The sequence below is a fragment of the Enterococcus durans genome (assembly GCF_002277935.1).
Classification (GTDB): Bacteria; Bacillota; Bacilli; order Lactobacillales; family Enterococcaceae; genus Enterococcus_B; species Enterococcus_B durans.
The window spans coordinates 2654685-2672841 of sequence record NZ_CP022930.1 but is presented as its reverse complement, the minus strand read 5'-3'; the positions used below and the strand labels follow the sequence as shown (position 1 = coordinate 2672841).

Annotated in this window: 16 protein-coding genes; 13 read left to right on the top strand and 3 right to left on the bottom strand. The window is 38.9% G+C overall.

Features of this window, described 5'->3' with window-relative positions:
• The first annotated feature begins 393 nt into the window (after window positions 1-393).
• From nrdR to clpB, 12 genes are all read left to right on the top strand, one after another.
• Window positions 394-870 carry a transcriptional regulator NrdR gene (nrdR, locus tag CJZ72_RS12730; RefSeq protein WP_005879863.1) on the top strand — a complete coding sequence of 159 codons (477 nt, stop codon included), beginning with the start codon at window positions 394-396 and terminating at the stop codon, window positions 868-870.
• Between the two features lie 21 nt (window positions 871-891).
• Window positions 892-2271, top strand: coding sequence for a replication initiation and membrane attachment family protein (locus tag CJZ72_RS12725; protein ID WP_081134490.1), 1380 nt, complete (start codon window positions 892-894; stop codon window positions 2269-2271).
• Window positions 2271-3197 (top strand): primosomal protein DnaI, encoded by a 927-nt coding sequence (dnaI, locus tag CJZ72_RS12720; RefSeq protein ID WP_095443931.1) that lies wholly within the window; start codon window positions 2271-2273, stop codon window positions 3195-3197. The genes CJZ72_RS12725 and dnaI overlap by 1 nt, the downstream gene beginning before the upstream one ends.
• 350 nt (window positions 3198-3547) lie before the next feature.
• Entirely contained in the window at window positions 3548-3985 is a 438-nt protein-coding gene (locus CJZ72_RS12715; RefSeq protein WP_005879857.1) for an LptM family lipoprotein, read from the top strand.
• Window positions 3986-4330: 345 nt separating this feature from the next.
• Window positions 4331-4702, top strand: coding sequence for a hypothetical protein (locus tag CJZ72_RS12710; RefSeq protein WP_005879855.1), 372 nt, complete (start codon window positions 4331-4333; stop codon window positions 4700-4702).
• Between the two features lie 112 nt (window positions 4703-4814).
• Window positions 4815-5513, top strand: coding sequence for a tRNA (adenine(22)-N(1))-methyltransferase (locus CJZ72_RS12705; protein WP_081134488.1), 699 nt, complete (start codon window positions 4815-4817; stop codon window positions 5511-5513).
• Entirely contained in the window at window positions 5513-6634 is a 1122-nt protein-coding gene (locus CJZ72_RS12700) for a Nif3-like dinuclear metal center hexameric protein (RefSeq protein WP_081134487.1), read from the top strand. Before CJZ72_RS12705 ends, CJZ72_RS12700 begins: the two co-directional genes overlap by 1 nt.
• Before the next feature lie 14 nt (window positions 6635-6648).
• Complete coding sequence (gene pepT, locus CJZ72_RS12695; protein WP_005879849.1) at window positions 6649-7881, top strand: peptidase T; 1233 nt, start codon at window positions 6649-6651, stop codon at window positions 7879-7881.
• A 124-nt stretch (window positions 7882-8005) separates the two neighbouring features.
• Window positions 8006-8908, top strand: coding sequence for a diacylglycerol/lipid kinase family protein (locus tag CJZ72_RS12690; protein ID WP_095443930.1), 903 nt, complete (start codon window positions 8006-8008; stop codon window positions 8906-8908).
• Between the two features lie 27 nt (window positions 8909-8935).
• Window positions 8936-9208, top strand: coding sequence for a DUF1294 domain-containing protein (locus tag CJZ72_RS12685; protein WP_005879846.1), 273 nt, complete (start codon window positions 8936-8938; stop codon window positions 9206-9208).
• Between the two features lie 10 nt (window positions 9209-9218).
• Window positions 9219-10262: a lysylphosphatidylglycerol synthase transmembrane domain-containing protein gene (locus CJZ72_RS12680; RefSeq protein ID WP_081134486.1), complete on the top strand. Its 1044-nt coding sequence runs from the start codon at window positions 9219-9221 to the stop codon at window positions 10260-10262.
• Window positions 10263-10735: 473 nt separating this feature from the next.
• Window positions 10736-13345: an ATP-dependent chaperone ClpB gene (gene clpB / locus CJZ72_RS12675; protein WP_081134485.1), complete on the top strand. Its 2610-nt coding sequence runs from the start codon at window positions 10736-10738 to the stop codon at window positions 13343-13345.
• Between the two features lie 379 nt (window positions 13346-13724).
• Here the strand turns inward: clpB and CJZ72_RS12670 are convergent, their stop codons facing one another.
• The 3 genes from CJZ72_RS12670 to CJZ72_RS12660 are packed head-to-tail and all read right to left on the bottom strand — an operon-like array spanning window position 13725 to window position 16120.
• A complete protein-coding gene (locus CJZ72_RS12670; protein WP_005879840.1) occupies window positions 13725-14396 on the bottom strand; it encodes a hypothetical protein in 672 nt (223 codons plus the stop codon).
• Window positions 14389-14883 (bottom strand): nucleoside 2-deoxyribosyltransferase, encoded by a 495-nt coding sequence (locus CJZ72_RS12665; protein WP_081134484.1) that lies wholly within the window; start codon window positions 14881-14883, stop codon window positions 14389-14391. Before CJZ72_RS12665 ends, CJZ72_RS12670 begins: the two co-directional genes overlap by 8 nt.
• Before the next feature lie 16 nt (window positions 14884-14899).
• A complete protein-coding gene (locus CJZ72_RS12660; protein WP_081134483.1) occupies window positions 14900-16120 on the bottom strand; it encodes a GNAT family N-acetyltransferase in 1221 nt (406 codons plus the stop codon).
• A gap of 146 nt (window positions 16121-16266) precedes the next feature.
• Here CJZ72_RS12660 and lepA point away from each other — a divergent pair, with 146 nt between their 5' ends.
• The gene (gene lepA / locus CJZ72_RS12655; protein WP_095443929.1) at window positions 16267-18102 is read left to right on the top strand and encodes a translation elongation factor 4; all 1836 of its coding nucleotides are present in this window, start codon (window positions 16267-16269) and stop codon (window positions 18100-18102) included.
• The last annotated feature ends 55 nt before the right edge of the window (window positions 18103-18157 follow it).

Here is an 18157-nt window from a genome sequence, read left to right as displayed (position 1 = left end):
ATACCTGTCGATCTTACACCGAGTGTGCTCGATGCAAAATAAGCAGCCTTAATGTTCGATAGTGGGGCAAGGCTAGTTGTTTAGGACTCTATTTCACACGTCCAATGTGAATATAGAAATCGAACAAATTACGTACAAAATTGGAAAAAAATGTTCTTGTATTCGCGTTTTTTTGTACAGGAAAGTCGCGTTGAACACACGTTTCGTGTTATAATACAACTAGTTGCAATTTGTAAAAAATGTAAATATTTATAAGAAAAAACGTATTTACTATTGTAAGCAACGATCATTTAATCGAAGTCCATCAAATCAGCCATTTCTACTTTCAAGATTTGGGTATTTGATATGAAAATAGTAGTTTGATAGAAACACTCACAAGAAGAGGTGAAGAAAATGAGATGTCCTAGATGCCAACATAATAATTCTCGCGTCATTGACAGCCGACAGGCAGATGATGGACGAGCAATCCGAAGAAGAAGAGAGTGCGAAAGTTGTTCTTTTCGTTTTACTACATTTGAAAGAATCGAAGCGGCACCATTATTAGTCATCAAAAAGAATGGTGAACGTGAGGAATTCAATCGCGACAAAATCTTGCGTGGGTTGATCCGCTCAGCAGAAAAACGACCAGTTGCGATGGAGCAGATGGAACAAATCGTAAACCACGTAGAAAACCGGGTCAGAAGCCTTGGTGAAAACGAAGTATCGACCACATTGATCGGGGAATATGTCATGGAAGATTTAGTCAATCTTGATGAAATAGCCTATATTCGTTTTGCAAGCGTCTACCGCCAGTTTAAAGATATGTCTGTTTTCTTAAAGGAATTGCAAGATATCGTTGATAAAGCAAAAGAAAACAATAAAGAAAAATAAGAAGTAAGGAGGCCTATTTCCTTGGATAATGCATGGAAAGAGCTTCAACCCAAAAATATCTACCAAGGAAGAAAAAGTCATCCTCTAAAAGAAGATGGAAGATCCGCCTTGTTGTACCTGTATCAGCCATTGATCGGTGGAGAAGCTCTAAGTCTGTACTTGACCCTCTTATCAGAAATATCAGCTGAAAATGGTCAATCACCAGAAGGATTGCATGCAGATCTCTTGAGTAGTTTGAGTTGTGGATTGCCCCAATTTTATGAAGCCCGTAAGCGATTAGAAGGAATCGGTCTTCTAGATGTTTTTTACAAAGAAGACGCCAGCTTAGGAGCTTGTTTTATTTATGAATTATTAGAACCAATGGATGCCTTTGCTTTTTTCAAAGATAGCGTACTTTCCTTCTTGCTTTTAGAAAAGGTGGGAGAACGCCGCTATGAACAGTTAGTCCAATTATTCCAACCAAAGACATTTTCGTCTCAAAGCTACCAGAAAATCACGAAAAAATTTTTGGACGTTTATCGGTTCAGTGAAGCTGCTTATGCTGCTAATCAGGACAAGATCGAAAATGTGCAAGCAGGATTTCAACAAGAAAAACCAGGTTCATTGGTATCTGATTCAGACCAACCTAAACTTGATTGGGCCTTTTTGACAGAGTGGCTGACAAAAAAACATATCCCAGTTCTTGAAGATCCGTTAAAAGAACAAATCGAGATGTACCATCAGCTGTACGGCGTGGATGAATTGACTATCGGTGAATGGATCGTTCTAGCCTATGATTTTTCTGAACAAAAAGTCTCGACAAAAGAACTGCAAAGAATCGTTTTGACAAGTCAAGCACAAAAACCAAAAAAAAGTGATCCAACAAGTCCAGAAACAGGTATAGAAGAAACGGTTACTGCTGATAGTTCGTTACCGAACGCCATAGTAGAGTTGATCAAAGAAGCCCAAAGTATCCCACCAATGAAGTATCTTGAAGCATTAAAACAAGAAAAAGGCGGTTTTGTCTCAAAACAAGAAACATGGTTGATGCAAGACTTAGTTTCTCGTTCAGGCTTATCAAGTAGTGTGATCAATATTTTAGTCAACTATGTGTTGGTCATAAGAAATCAAGCAAGCTTAAATGCAAGCTTCGTCAACACGATTGCGAATGAATGGGCCCAAAATAAGATTACTACTCCAGAAGAGGCAATCGAGCATATCCGTACGATCAGTAATCAAGCAAAACAAACGAAAAAAAAGACAACACAGTCATACGCATCTACGCGGCGCAATGTACGCCGTGAAAAACTCCCTGATTGGGTAAACAAACCCAAAGAGGAACAAAAAATCAGTAGTGAGAAAAAGGCAGAGATCGAACGTAGGTTTAAAGAATATTTTGCAAAAAAGGAGGGCGATAGCTAGTGGAAGATGTCGGAAAAGAGCTAAAGAAAATCATTAGCAGAAGAGATTATCAGCAGAAATTTACTGAGATGATCCAAGAAGTCTTGAACGATCCAGATGTTCAAAGTTTCTTATCAGAACATCAAGAAGATTTGACACAAGCAGATATTGAAAAAAGTTATGCTAAACTGTATGAATTTGTTCAAGAAAAACGGAAGTATCAAAAAAATGATCCTACGATGATCGCACCAGGCTATGAGCCCAAATTGACTCTGAACTTTCACTATGTCGATGTGACGTATGTACCAACAGAAGCTTTGCTTGCGAAAAAAAGACAAGAAGAGATCAAAAGTCGGATCAAAGCAGTGGATATGCCAAAAGATATCCAAGATGCCTCATTCAAAAATTTCGAACGTACAGATGGTCGGAGCTATGCCAGCTTCGAGGCGCTTGATTTTGTCGAACACTATAGTGCTGATCCTAAGGGGTACCACAAGGGACTATATCTAGTCGGTAGTTTTGGGATCGGAAAAACGTATTTACTAGGTGCAACAGCAAGAGAATTGGCTATCAAAGGGTTCACGACCACGCTCGTACACTTCCCGACTTTTGCGGTAGAAATGAAACAGGCGATCGGGAAAGACCAAGTGGCGGAGAAATTAGACGCAGTCAAGCGTTCACCAATCCTCATGATGGATGATATCGGCGCCGATGCAATGAGCAGTTGGATCAGAGATGAAGTATTCGGTGTGATCCTACAATATCGGATGCAAGAACAGCTTCCGACATTTTTTTCTTCAAACTTCACGATGGATGAATTGGAACAACATTTATCTGTCACGCAGCGTGGCGATGAAGAGCCATTAAAAGCCAAAAGGATCATGGAACGGATCCGTTATTTGACCAAAGAAATCGAAATGACTGGACGTAATCGAAGGAATGGTTGAATAATTCTCCCGAGCCTTTAATAAAACATACAAAATTGTGAAAGATGTTTTGTTCAGAAATCATTACACCATATACGATAGTATCAAAGTAAATAGAACAGAAGTATTCAGCTTCAAGAAAAAAGGTTTTCCGTAAAATACTGCTAAAATTTTGTAGGATTTTCGTTTGAAAAACTATTTTTTGAAACATCATGTATTCAAAAAAGAGAGTGTGACAATTTTTGTCACACCCTCTTTACATAATTATATGCACTACCTAAAGGGAAGCGAATCCATCTATTAGGCAAACATATAGTAGTCGGGCGCAACCATCAAAATAAGTCAACTAAAAATGAGCTGGAGGAAATTTTATGAAGATTTTATTTTCAACAATGATTGCGGCTGGTTTACTTTTTACATTAACAGGCTGCGGAAACGAAGACTCAAGTAAAGCATCGATCGATTCGATCAGTGCGGAAACATCGACGGAAGTAAGCAACTCTGCAACGCAAGGTCAAAGTATTTTTAATGGCGAAATCGAAAGTATCTCAGAACCGGATGATTCGACGATCCAAATCAAAGTGATCAACGTAAAAGAAATAAAAGACCCGGAAAATATCGGAAGCTCTTTTACAAATGATGGTGTCATTTTGAATGCGTCTGAGGAGCAACTAAAAGATGGAAAAGAGGCATTCGAGAAAGGTGATCAGATTGAGATCATATTAGTAGAAAATTCCATAATGACAATGTCGATCCCACCGCAGATCCCTGGTAATTCGATTGTCGAAATAGCGCGGATCGAAGAATAGGACCACTTATTAAAAAATCAACTTGAATTAATAGTTTGCTAGTCCACATAAGTACCGCAAAGTTAGGGAAGTAGTGAGAAAAAACTCATATTCGCTTCCTAACGAAACAGAATAAGCAGCGGGAACAAAAGTAACAAATCCAAAGCATAAAAAGCAGATTTTTAAGAATTTGAAAAACAAATTTTTGGAATGTTTGCTTTTTTCTTGTGACATAACACTTTGTCCGAGCTTCTTTTACATAAATGAATCTACATGGACCAAAGAACAACCAATGCAGTTGCTAAAGGCAAATAGCTAGACACGATCGTCAAATAAGTGAACGACAATGATTTGAAGGAGGTATTCATGAAACGTATTTTTTCATCGATAATCGCTATCGTATTCCTTTCTTTGACTGGTTGCGGAAACCAAGAGAACGATTATCTCTCAGAAAAAAAAGAACGGTATGTCTACACTGGAGAAATTTTCAGTATTTCGGAAAGTGAAAAATCGATATTTACTATCATAGTAACGAATATAAAAAACATAGAAGAATCAAAGGATCGTGCTGGTGATATGGTTTTGAAAGCGACTGCTGAAAAATTGAAAGATGGCAAAGACTCAATACATGTTGGTGATCAAATCAAGTTTGTACTGAAGGATTTGCGAATGACCAAGTCGGATCCTCCGATAGTCTTTCTTGATTCTTTGATCGAAATAGCACGTATTGAATCGTAGACAGTAGGATTTTAGAAAAAAATAAAAAAATGAAGGAGATTTGAAATTTTTTCTTTTCGAATCTCCTTAAATTATAATGAAAATGTTATAATGGCGTGGAAGGAGTGAAGGTATGAACCATTTGGAATTATCTAAACGTTTAGCGAAGGTGGGAGAATTTGTTCCAGAAAATGCTCGTTTAGCAGATATTGGCTCTGACCATGCTTATTTACCAGTGGCATTAATGTTAAAAGGAAAAATCCAATTTGCAGTTGCTGGCGAAGTAGTAAAAGGTCCTTATGAATCAGCGAGGAAACAAGTGCGAAAGGACGGCTTAGAAAAGCAGATCACTGTACGTCTGGCAAATGGCTTAGATGCAATCAAACCAGAAGATCAGATTGATGCAATCACGATTGCTGGAATGGGTGGTTCATTGATTCGGGAGATTCTAGAAGCTGGCAAACAAAAAAAACGCTTATCTGGGAACGAACGCCTGATTCTTCAGCCAAATATCGGTGAACGAACATTGAGAAGCTGGTTGCAAGAGAACAATTATCAACTCATTGCAGAAACGATTTTAGAAGAAAATAAAAAAATCTATGAGATCCTTGTGGCGGAAAAGACACAAGAGAAAGTCACCTATAGTGAAAAAGAATTGATGTTTGGTCCCCACTTATTGAACGAGTCCAATGAAGTGTTTCTCAATAAGTGGCAACGAGAACTGAAACAGCGACAAACGATTCTGCAACAGCTGGCTCATGCAACAAATCAGCAAGCCAGAAAAGAACGAATGGAAAGTGAAATCAAAATGATTGAGGAGGTGCTGGGCTGATGACAGTCAACGGCAATGTGTTCATTCGCAAATTTGAAGAATACTGCCCTCAATGGCTGGCAGAAGACGGCGATCCTGTAGGTCTACACATTGGGACGTTGAATAAACCGATCCAACGAGTGATGATGACGCTTGATGTTCGACCGGAAGTCGTAAAAGAAGCCATTGATAAAAAGATCGATCTATTGATTGCAAAACACCCGCCTATCTTTCGACCAGTGAAACGTTTAAATACAGATGTTCCGCAAGAAAAGATGTATGCGGATCTATTGAAACATGATATCGCTGTGTATGCTGCACATACCAATATGGATATCATTGAAGATGGGTTAAATGATTGGTTTTGTGAATTGCTCGGTGTCAAGGTCGAAAACTACTTAGTCAAAACACATGAACGTCATTATAAAAAACTAGCTGTATATATACCTGTGGAACAAGCTGAAGAATTACGTAAAGCATTGGCTCAAGCTGGTGCAGGCCAACAAGGAAACTATGACTCCACCAGCTTTACTACGATCGGCCAAGGACGTTTTCGACCAAATGATTCTGCTCACCCTGCAATCGGTGAAGCTGGTCAACTGGAGAAGGTCCAAGAAGCGAAAGTAGAAGTCATTTTTCCTGAACATCTTGAGCAAAAAATTCTTCGAGCGATGTACGCGGTCCATCCATATGAAGAAGTGGCTTATGATTTGTTTAAAATCGATGAGCCAACTAAAACATGGGGACTTGGCCGTATCGGAGAATTATCAGAAGAAATGCCTCTCGACACTTTTGTAGCCAAAGTGAAAGAAGCGTTCCAATTAGACGGACTTCGCGTCGTACGTCCCACAGAAAAAGAAGTAATGGTCAAGCGAGTGGCAATCTGTGGTGGCAGTGGGGAAAAATTTTATCCTCATGCACTGTCTCAAAAAGCTGATGTTTATATTACTGGCGATATTTATTACCATACAGCACAGGACATGCAGAGCGCAGGTCTTGCAGCCATTGATCCGGGACATTATATCGAATCATTGTGCAAAGAGAAGTTTATCGAAAAATTTGAATCTTGGAAAAAAGAAGAGGATTGGTCTATTGACTTCTTTGTTTCTGAAACAGATACCAACCCATTTCAATTTAACTAAAAGGAGAGAATTTTATGTACGAAAATCTTTTACCTCGTTTTTTACGCTATGTTAAAACAGAAACACGCTCAGATGCAACAAGTCAAACGACACCATCTACTCAAACACAAGTCGCTTTTGCACAAGTTCTAAAAAAAGAACTAGAAGAACTTGGATTGTCGGATGTTTTCTACAATGAAGAAAATGGTTTTGTGATCGGTACATTACCAAGCAATGTGGATCGTCCTGTGCGTTCGATCGGTTTCATCTCCCATATGGATACAGCTGACTTCAATGCGGAAGGGGTCAATCCTCAGATTATTGAGAATTATGATGGGGAATCAGTGATCGTACTGGATAGCGAAGAACGCTATACGCTAAATACTAAAGACTTTCCTAATTTAAAGAATTATGAAGGCCACACATTGATTACGACAGACGGCAGTACGCTACTGGGAGCAGATGATAAAGCAGGGATCGCTGAAATCATGACAGCAATGGAAATCTTGATCAAAAACCCAACGATTCCACATGGTGAAATCAAAGTAGCATTTGGTCCAGATGAAGAGATCGGTGTAGGGGCGGATAAGTTTGATGTTGAAGCATTCAATGTTGATTTTGCATATACTGTCGATGGCGGTCCATTAGGCGAATTGCAATATGAGACATTTAGCGCAGCTCAAGCAGAGATTTCGATCCAAGGAAAAAATGTCCATCCTGGTACAGCAAAAGACACGATGATCAATGCGCTGCAATTAGCGATTGATTTCCATAACCAACTGCCAGCAGATGAAGTACCGGAAAAAACAGAAGGTTATGAAGGCTTCTTCCATTTGATGGCCTTGAATGGAAATACAGAAGAAGCAACGATGAGTTATATCATCCGCGACCATAATCGTGAAAATTTTGAAGCTCGCAAAGCATTGATCACGGAGATCCAAGAAAAATTGAACCGTCGATTTGACCAAGAACGAGTAAAAGTCAATATGTACGATCAATACTACAATATGCGTGAAATCATTGAAAAAGACATGAGTATCGTCGAACTAGCAAAACAAGCAATGATCGATTTAGAAATCGAACCGATCATTGAACCAGTCCGTGGCGGAACGGATGGTTCAAAAATTTCATATCTAGGTATTCCGACCCCTAACCTATTTGCTGGTGGAGAAAACATGCATGGACGCTTCGAGTTTGTTTCTCTTCAAGTAATGGAAAAAGCGGCAGATGTAATTGTAAAAATTGCGGAATTGAACACAAACGTTTAAAATTGAATAGGATGTCGGATCAGTCAGCTAGTCGAGCGGTTCGATAAACGTCGGGGGGAGGACGAATTCCAAGTGGAACCGTCTATCCCCTTGATTTTTGTGTGAAATTAGGAGGTAAAAGAGTATGGAAAAATTGCTGGTCTTTTATAATGAAAGCTCAGGAAATGACGAAGGCGAAAAATTAGCAAAATGGTTCAAAGATTACGTGAGTGAAAAGCGACCAGAGCTAACCGTTTATTTAACGGAAACCGGTCCCTCGGTGAAACAAAAGACACTTGTAAAAAAAGCAGAAGAACACGAAGCAGATACCTTGATCATCATTGGGGGAGACGGAACGATCCATCATATCGTCCAAGCTTTCCAGAAGAAACTAGAACATTATCAAGTAGGATTATTACCCGGTGGAACAGTCAATAATCTAGCAAAGTTACTTGGAATCCCTATAGACAAAGAAGAAGCGGCAGATGTTATTTTAGGGGAAGCCATTCGTAAAATCGATTATGGAAAAGTAAATGATGAAGTGATCATTTCCACATTAACGATCGGGATACTCGCTGATACAGCTGTTTGGATCAGCCAAAAAGAAAAACAACGATATGGATCTTGGATATTTATGAAGCGTTTTGTCAATCTATTGCTGAAAAAGAAAAAATATCATCTAGATATCAAAACAGAGAACGAACACTGGAAAGGAAAAACGCAGTTACTGACAGTTACGATGACGAATTCTGTTGGCGGGTATACGAATTTTGATGATTCTGCTAGTCCAGATGATGGAAAATTCCACATAACGATCATTCCATCTCTTGATATTTTCCGATTTATCTTTTATCTTCCTCGTATAATCAAAGGAAAAATCTATTCAGTCCCTGGGATCACTTATTTGACAGCAAGCCAAATCAATATCCAAGCGCAGGAAAAAAAGGTTGGCACTCGTACAGATGGTGATACCACCGATGATCTACCAATTGAATTAGTCGTTGTTCCCAAGGGACTATCTGTATTTGTTCCAAAAGAAACAAAATAATTTTTCTGACTAGTTGGAGGAAAAAACATGAATGCAATTTTATATAACCCTTTGTGGTTTTATCTGGTACTTGTAAATATTTATTTGTTTTGTTTGATGGGGTATGATAAACGTCAGGCAAAAAAAGGAAAATGGCGCGTACCAGAAAGTAATTTGATCTTTGTTAGTTTACTAGGCGGCGGTATTGGTGGCTTGCTTTCACGAAAAGTCTTTCATCATAAAACGAGAAAAAAGAAATTTACAATTGGATTTATGGCGGGTGTACTCGTTGATTTGATTTTGATTTATTTTTTTCATTAAGGAGTAGTCAATGTCAACTAAAGGAACAAAAACAAAAATAGCCTTAAATCTGCTTTTATTGATAGGAATACTAGCCATTATTTATTATTTGATCAATCAATCATTTGCAGATATATTTGCTGAATTACTATCGACAAGTTTAGTTGTTATTGTTGCAGCATTAGTATTAGGAACACTTTATCAACTTGTAGAAGGACGCTCCATCAAAGAAATTGCAGAACCTTTCGCCAATGATTTTTCTACGATTGACGGCTTCTGGACATCCTGTTATATTGCATTTTATCGGATCGTATCGTTCGGTACAGGAACGTTGATCTCGGAGATTTATTTCTACAATAAAAAAGGAATGAAATTCTCTCAAGGCGCTGGTGTAACTGCATTGCACATGATCATGTACAAACTGGCTGTGATCACGTATGCCATCATCGGTTTGATTGTCCAGTTCTCGTTATTCTATTCTAAAGGACCATCCATGATCTGGTTCATTATTGCGGGGATCGTCTTGACGGGGCTCATTATTGCTTTTCTGTTATTGATCTCAATAAGTTTGAACCTTCAAATTTTCTTTGTCAGTGTGTCAAATAAATTATTCAAAAGTCAAAGATTGCGAAAATGGGTCGATACTTGCAATACACAAATCTATTCACTAAGAGAAACAGTTCAGATGATCGTAAAAGATCGAACAGCATTGCTCCGAATCTATTTTTGGAATATGCTCAAGCTCTTGTTCTGGTATGTGATGCCATATATCTTCTTGGTTGAAAATCATCCGAATATTGATTTCTTACTGACCTTTTCATTTATTAGCTTTGCGGTAGTATTGTCTGGCGTGATCCCGACTCCTGCGGGAATCGGTTCATTTGAATTTGTCTATCTGTTATTATTCAAACCTTTAGTCGGGACTGTCGATGCAGTTTCATCCTTACTTCTCTATCGTTTCAGTTCATTTATTTTGCCATTTATCTACGGGTTCTTTTATGTCGTAGCTGATCGCAGAAAAGTACTAAAAAAAGAGATCAAAGAAGTAAAAAGAGAAAAAGAGCAAAATCATTGATCAAATAAGAGAGGAGGTTGAGACAGAAGTGTTTAACTCCGAGAAATAAGAAGAAATGAACGAAAATTGCTTTTCAAATTTTTGTGAATTTCGGCTTATTTCCGAAGGAGTTACTTCTGATCCCACCGTTCATTCGGAGTTAGAGTCTGTGGCAAAACTGATTTTTAGTTTTGTCCCAACCTCACTTTTTTTGACATTTCCGAAAAAACTGACTTTTGGACGCCCTTTATTCGAGAGTCTGTAACAAAACTGACGTTTAGATTTGTCCACATTCTCTAAACATAGTAACAGGTGGAAGCAGAAGATCACTTTTTGTTTCAGCCTGTTTCTTTTTTAAAAATAGGTAAAGAAGTGTAAGATAAAAGGTAGAAAAGCAACGTTATTCTTTGACCAATATTGACCAAACGAGTATAATAATAATCGTAAAGAATTGATGAAAAACAATTCATACTCTTTATTCAGGAGGTAAGAAGATGAATATTGAAAAAATGACAACTACGCTACAAGAAGCGATTGCCGAAGCACAACAAATTGCTGTCACTCGGAAACATCAAGAAATCGACATTGCCCATTTATGGAAGATTTTTTTACAACCAAATCATTTTGGCCGTAATCTATACACAGATGCCGGCTTAGACGTCGAGGGCTTTGAAAGAGAAGTTGACCGTGTGCTTGACGAATACCCGACCGTATCAGGAGGAAATGTCCAATATGGTCAAAATCTCAGCCAAAATCTATTTCATTTGTTAAATGAAGCTGACCAAATCAGAGAAAGTTTCGGTGACGAATATCTTTCAACTGAAGTGGTTATTTTGGCATTGATGAAATTGAAAAATTATCCGTTGACTGTGTACTTAACGAAAAACGGATTATCGGAAAAAGAACTTAGAAACAATATTGAAGAAATGAGAGGTGGAGAAAAAGTGACCTCAAAAAATCAAGAAGAACAATACAAAGCGTTAGAAAAATACGGAGTGGATCTGGTCCAACAAGTACGTTCAGGTAAAATGGACCCAATTATTGGCCGTGACGAAGAAATTCGTGATGTAATCCGCATCCTTTCTCGAAAAACAAAAAACAACCCTGTGTTGATTGGGGAACCAGGGGTAGGTAAAACAGCGATCGTTGAAGGATTAGCACAACGAATCGTGCGCAAAGATGTACCAGAAAATCTAAAGGACAAAACGATTTTTTCTTTAGATATGGGCGCATTGGTTGCGGGAGCAAAATTCCGTGGTGAATTTGAAGAACGACTAAAAGCTGTTCTTAAAGAAGTAACGAAAAGCGATGGTCGAATCATTCTATTTATCGATGAAATCCATAACATCGTCGGCGCAGGCAAGACCGAAGGAAGCATGGATGCTGGTAATTTGCTAAAACCAATGCTAGCACGTGGTGAGCTTCATTTGATCGGAGCAACCACGTTGGATGAATATCGACAATATATGGAAAAAGACAAAGCATTGGAACGTCGTTTCCAAAAAGTACTAGTCAAGGAACCAACAGTAGAAGATACGATCAGTATTTTACGTGGCTTAAAAGAACGCTTTGAGATCCATCATGGAGTCAATATCCATGACAATGCACTAGTTGCTGCTGCTACACTTTCTGATCGCTATATCACAGATCGATTCTTGCCAGATAAGGCAATCGATTTGATCGATGAAGCCAGTGCAACCATTCGTGTAGAAATGAATTCTATGCCAACAGAGTTGGACCAAGTCACACGCCGATTGATGCAATTGGAAATCGAAGAAGCGGCATTAAAGAAAGAATCAGATGATGCTAGCAAGAAGCGATTGAAGAACTTGCAAGAAGAATTAGCGGACTTGCGCGAAGAAGCAAATGCAATGAAAATGCAGTGGGAAACAGAAAAAGAAGAAGTCAATACAGTTTCTTCTAAACGTGCAGAAATCGATAAAGCAAAACATGAACTAGAAGATGCAGAAAACAATTATGATCTTGAACGTGCCGCTGTTTTGCGTCATGGAACGATCCCACAATTAGAAAAAGAATTAAAAGAATTAGAAGCAAAAGCTAAAGATAGTGACATCAAAATGGTGCAAGAATCAGTGACTGAAAATGAGATTGCTCAAGTAGTCGGTCGTTTGACAGGGATTCCTGTGACGAAATTAGTTGAAGGTGAAAGAGAAAAACTAATGAAGTTGAACGAAACCTTGCATAAACGAGTAATCGGACAAGATGAAGCAGTAGATGCAGTCAGTGATGCAGTGATCCGCTCTCGTGCTGGGTTACAAGATCCAAACCGTCCGTTAGGTTCATTCTTGTTCTTAGGGCCAACTGGTGTCGGTAAAACGGAACTAGCCAAAGCATTAGCCGAAAACTTATTTGATTCTGAAGAGCATATGGTACGGATCGACATGAGTGAGTATATGGAAAAACATGCCGTCTCTCGTTTAGTAGGAGCTCCTCCAGGCTATGTTGGTTATGAAGAAGGCGGTCAGCTAACGGAAGCGGTAAGAAGAAATCCTTATACCATCGTTTTACTCGATGAAATCGAAAAAGCACATCCTGATGTCTTCAATATTTTATTGCAAGTGTTGGATGATGGGCGTTTGACTGACTCTAAAGGACGTGTCGTAGATTTCAAAAATACCGTATTAATCATGACAAGTAATATTGGTTCACAATTATTACTAGAAGGCGTGACAGCGGAAGGTACGATCCCAGAAGAAGTCGAAGAACAAGTGCGAACGATCCTTCGTGGCAATTTCAAACCCGAATTCTTGAATCGAATCGATGATACGATCCTCTTCACACCGTTAAGTTTAGACAATGTAAAAGGCATCGTCGATAAGATGGTGGCACAATTAGCCAAACGACTAGAACATCAAGAAATCTTCTTGACGATCAGCGACGAAGCCAAAACATGGATCGCTGAAAATGCGTATGAGCCAGCTTATGGTGCACGTCCATTGAAACGCTTCATCACGAAAGAAGTGGAAACACCTTTGGCAAAAGAAATCGTGTCAGGTCGTATTACACCAAAATCAAAAGTAACGATCACTTTACTTGATGAAAAACTTCATTTCAAAGCAGAAGAATTAGTTGAAGAAGTATGATACGAAACATTGACCAATAAAATAGATAGTTGAAAATAGCTTCCTGAAGCACATTCCAAAATGAGGCGGGACAGAAGTATTCCTTACTTTTGTTCCACGCGTATTGGATAGGCAACAGGAAGCTTTTTTTTATCCAGTAGAAAGATAAAGTAAATTAGCTTCAGTTTACAAGATCTCCATCAAACTAACCTACAGCTAATGAAGAGAAAAAGGGGATAGGGAAGCAAGTGGTATTTTTATCGCACCTATTAAATCGAATAACCATCGAAAAGTTGATCTTTTTGAAAAAAATAAGTCGAAATTCTCAAAAACTAAAAAAAGTTTTCGCGAATCTCGACTTAATTTCTTAAGATGTCATACAACTGTAAGGTGCATTCAGCTATTTGCTTTTTATGATCTCTAAACGGTAGCTTTCAAAATAAGCCGGATCATTTTTTCCTTGTACCCAAGCAAAAATCCCCATGAGCAAGGCACCAACTGTGTTCGTCAGTAAGTCCCCCATCGTGTCCATCAAAGCAGCCCGACCAACGAATAGTGTACCATCAGAAGCCGCGAATCGTTGCAGATTCATTCCTAAGAATTGATCGCAGAGAAATTCCCAGAATTCCCAAAAGACACCACATAGACCAGCAAAGGCAAAACCGAAAAGCAAGAACAACCAAGGACTTGTTTTAGCAATAGGCGCTTTTTTGAGAAGCAACCCGATCAGTCCATAGCCCAATGCTGTCAGCACCATCGGACTCACCGCATGTAAGATTTTATCCCAAAAAGAAATGATACTGATCAAATGCATCCCAGTTCCTAAAAAGACCGAGATAAACAAGAAAAACCAATAAAATAGCACGATAGCATCTGGAATATGCAAATGAAATAATTTCTTCATGATCTGAGGGAGAAAAATCAATACGATTCCTGCTAAAGATTCAATAATAAATGTAATCCCTTGAGTCGTCGAATATTTATTGGTGATAAATTCAAAAATGTTGTAGCAAACTACAAAAAGACCGAAAACAACAAGGGCAATCTGCACCTTTTTTACTGTTTTACTCATTCAATTGTCCTCCTTTTAAATAGACCTTCAACGCTTCTAGCAGTTCTGTTTCATCAGAAACGATCGATCCGTTTAATTTGATCAGGCCAACTGTATAGAGATTAAGGTAATGGAATTGATTTTCCGCGACTTGTTGCAACGCCTCAAGTTTCTTAGGGTGTGAACCACCTTGTTGACGGCTGTCGGTATACAGACCGATGACCGGGATACCTTTTGCGTAAGCCACACCAATTTCTGAAGCAACGCCAGCGTCAATCGTCAATCCATCAAGTAAAGCAATCATCAAGTCACTTTCTAAAACTTTTTCCGTATCAGCTAAAGCAATCATTTTGCTATCTGCATAAGCTGTTTTATCATTGATAGCTTCATTTTCCTGAGGCAAATAAACAGTCAGATCTTCTGAGACAGCGCGGATCTTCTTTACAAGCATGGCGTTATAGAGTAAATCACTTTTAGCAAATAATGGGGCAGCAAAATATATATTCATTTTTATCATCCTTTATTTAGAAATAATCACTGAAGTAAGCTTCCATATTCGGAATAATCAATTCCAGTGTCTTTAATGTTTCTTTATCTGTTTCGATCCGTTCGATCCTGGCCAAATAAGAAGCTCTGCGATAATTCATCATCAAACAAGTCAATGTTTGAACAGAAAGACGAACAGGTTGGCCAACAGGTTCGTTGACTATTTTTAAGTGTTCATTCTCATCCCAAACCAAGCCAAAGATACCATTGTTCCAAGGAGCTACCGGATCTTCCACGATAAAATGGAAAGGTTTGGCAGAAGCGGCAAAAGGAAAACGTGCAAGGAATTCTTTCACATCAACGATTCTTGCCATAAAATAAGGTTCGATCTGTTCTTTGATCTGGCTATCTTCAATCAAAAAGGCTAATGGTTCATTTTTATAGATATCGCCATGAACCCAGTAGATCATAGAGAAGTGGGCAGAAATGAAATTCCACAGACCATTGCGCGCCTCTTGATTCAAATAGAACATTTCCTTCACATGGAAAATTTCTTCCGCTACCCAATAAAAAAGAACACCAATCGGCTCTTGAGCAGAATTGTAATAAACAGCAGCCGTCCGTTCATCCTCATTCTCAAAACGCCAGTATTCTTCCCAGTGGAAATCACTTCGGAACAATGCACCATGATTTTGACCAGCAAATTTTTGATAAACTTTATAGACATCCGGATGATCAACAGGCAATCGTTCCACCATACCACTCACCGGCACTTGCTTTGGTAACTGGGTATCACGTATCTTGAAAGACAGTTTATCAGACATGATCTCCCAGCCCTTACGACGGTAGTAAGGAATACTATAAGGGTAAAGATAGGAAATCCATTGCTTGTTTTTACGCATATTATCTAATGCTACGATGATCAAGTCTTGCATCAACCCATGATTTGCGTATTCGGGATAAGTTCCCACACCAGTTACACCCCCCATTTTATAAGGCGTACCATGGATATTCACTTCACAGGGATAGATGGCAATCTGTGAAATCAGTTTTTCTTCGTGGAACCAACCAAATACTTCAGATAACTCCAGGATTGGTCGTTTTGAGCGGATAAAGGCACGCTTGCTTTCAAATCCGCTCTCTTCAATATCCGCTTCAGTTACTTGAAAGACATAAGAGAGCAATTCATTGAACTGATCCACATGTTCTTCTGTAACAGGTTTTAATTCAAGATTTTCTCTGAAATCTCTTTGATCCATTCTTTCATCTCCAATTATTTACTTGTTACTAGTATAGCAAAATTTCAGCAAAAAAACTTCTAAAGCCGACTAGGTAAAAAGTCTTTAAATTCATTCTTTTCATTGATATAATGGAAAGTGCTGATTATAAGAAAAGAGGAGACGCTATGGATATAAAAAAAATGAAACAACGCCAAGAGCAAATTCGGAATTTCTCGATCATCGCTCATATCGACCATGGGAAATCTACATTGGCCGATCGTATTTTGGAAAAGACGAACACTGTGACGTCTCGTGAAATGCAAGATCAGCTATTAGACTCAATGGATCTAGAGCGTGAACGTGGGATCACGATTAAATTAAATGCTGTAGAACTAAACTATACAGCTAAAAATGGAGAATTATATATTTTTCATCTCATCGACACCCCAGGACATGTCGATTTTACCTATGAAGTATCACGAAGTTTAGCTGCGTGTGAAGGAGCTGTTTTAGTCGTCGATGCTGCCCAAGGAATCGAAGCACAAACACTAGCAAATGTTTACTTGGCTTTAGATAATGATTTGGAGATCTTGCCAGTCATCAATAAGATCGATCTACCAGCAGCAGACCCTGAAAGAGTACGTCAAGAAATCGAAGATGTCATTGGACTCGATGCAAGCGAAGCAGTTTTAGCCAGTGCCAAAGCAGGGATCGGTATTGAAGAGATCCTAGAACAAATCGTCGAATATGTTCCTGCACCATCTGGAGATTTAGAAGCACCATTGAAAGCACTGATCTTTGATTCAGTCTACGATAGCTATCGCGGGGTCGTATTAAATGTCCGCATCACAGATGGCGTGGTAAAACCAGGAGATAAGATCCAGTTGATGAGCAACGGCAAAACATTTGATGTAACGGAAGTAGGTGTTTTTTCACCTAAAGCTGTTGCAAGAGACTTTTTGATGGTCGGTGATGTCGGTTATATCACTGCAAGTATCAAAACAGTCCAAGACACACGAGTAGGGGATACGGTTACTCTAGCTAACAATCCAGCAAAAGAAGCACTGCCAGGTTATCGAAAAATGAATCCAATGGTTTATTGTGGACTATATCCTATCGATACTTCCCGTTACAATGATCTGCGTGACGCATTGGATAAGTTACAATTAAATGATGCTGCGCTCCAATTCGAACCAGAAACTTCTCAAGCACTAGGTTTCGGTTTCCGTTGTGGATTCTTGGGATTGCTACACATGGATGTCGTTCAAGAACGGTTAGAACGTGAATTCAATTTAGAACTGATCACGACTGCACCATCCGTAATCTACCATGTCAATAAAACAGACGGCTCTATGACAGTCGTAGACAACCCAGCAGATTTTCCTGAACCAGTAACCATCCAAGATGTTGAAGAACCTTTCGTCAAGGCACAAATCATGGTACCAAATGAGTATGTCGGAGCTGTAATGGAACTTTCACAAAGAAAACGTGGAGATTTTATCACCATGGATTACTTAGATGATTACCGCGTAAATGTCGTTTATAATATTCCACTTTCTGAAATCGTTTTTGACTTCTTTGATAAACTAAAATCAAGTACGAAGGGCTACGCCTCACTTGATTATGACATGTCAGGCTATCAAAAGAGCAAGCTAGTGAAAATGGATATTTTATTGAACGGCGAAACAGTCGATGCCTTAAGCTTCATCGTCCATCGTGACTTTGCCTATGAACGAGGAAAAGCAATCGTTGAAAAATTGAAAAAACTGATTCCACGACAACAATTCGAAGTACCGATCCAAGCCGCTATCGGTCAAAAAATCGTCGCCCGTTCAGACATCAAAGCGTTGCGTAAGAACGTTTTGGCAAAATGTTATGGCGGAGATGTTTCGCGTAAACGAAAACTTCTTGAAAAACAAAAAGAAGGTAAGAAACGCATGAAACAAATCGGCTCAGTAGAAGTCCCACAAGAAGCCTTCATGGCCGTTCTGAAAATGGACGACCAGGATAACGCGAAATAGCTTTTCATCAACGATAAATCCTGTTAAATCAACCTTTTCGAGTGGTGTAAAATTC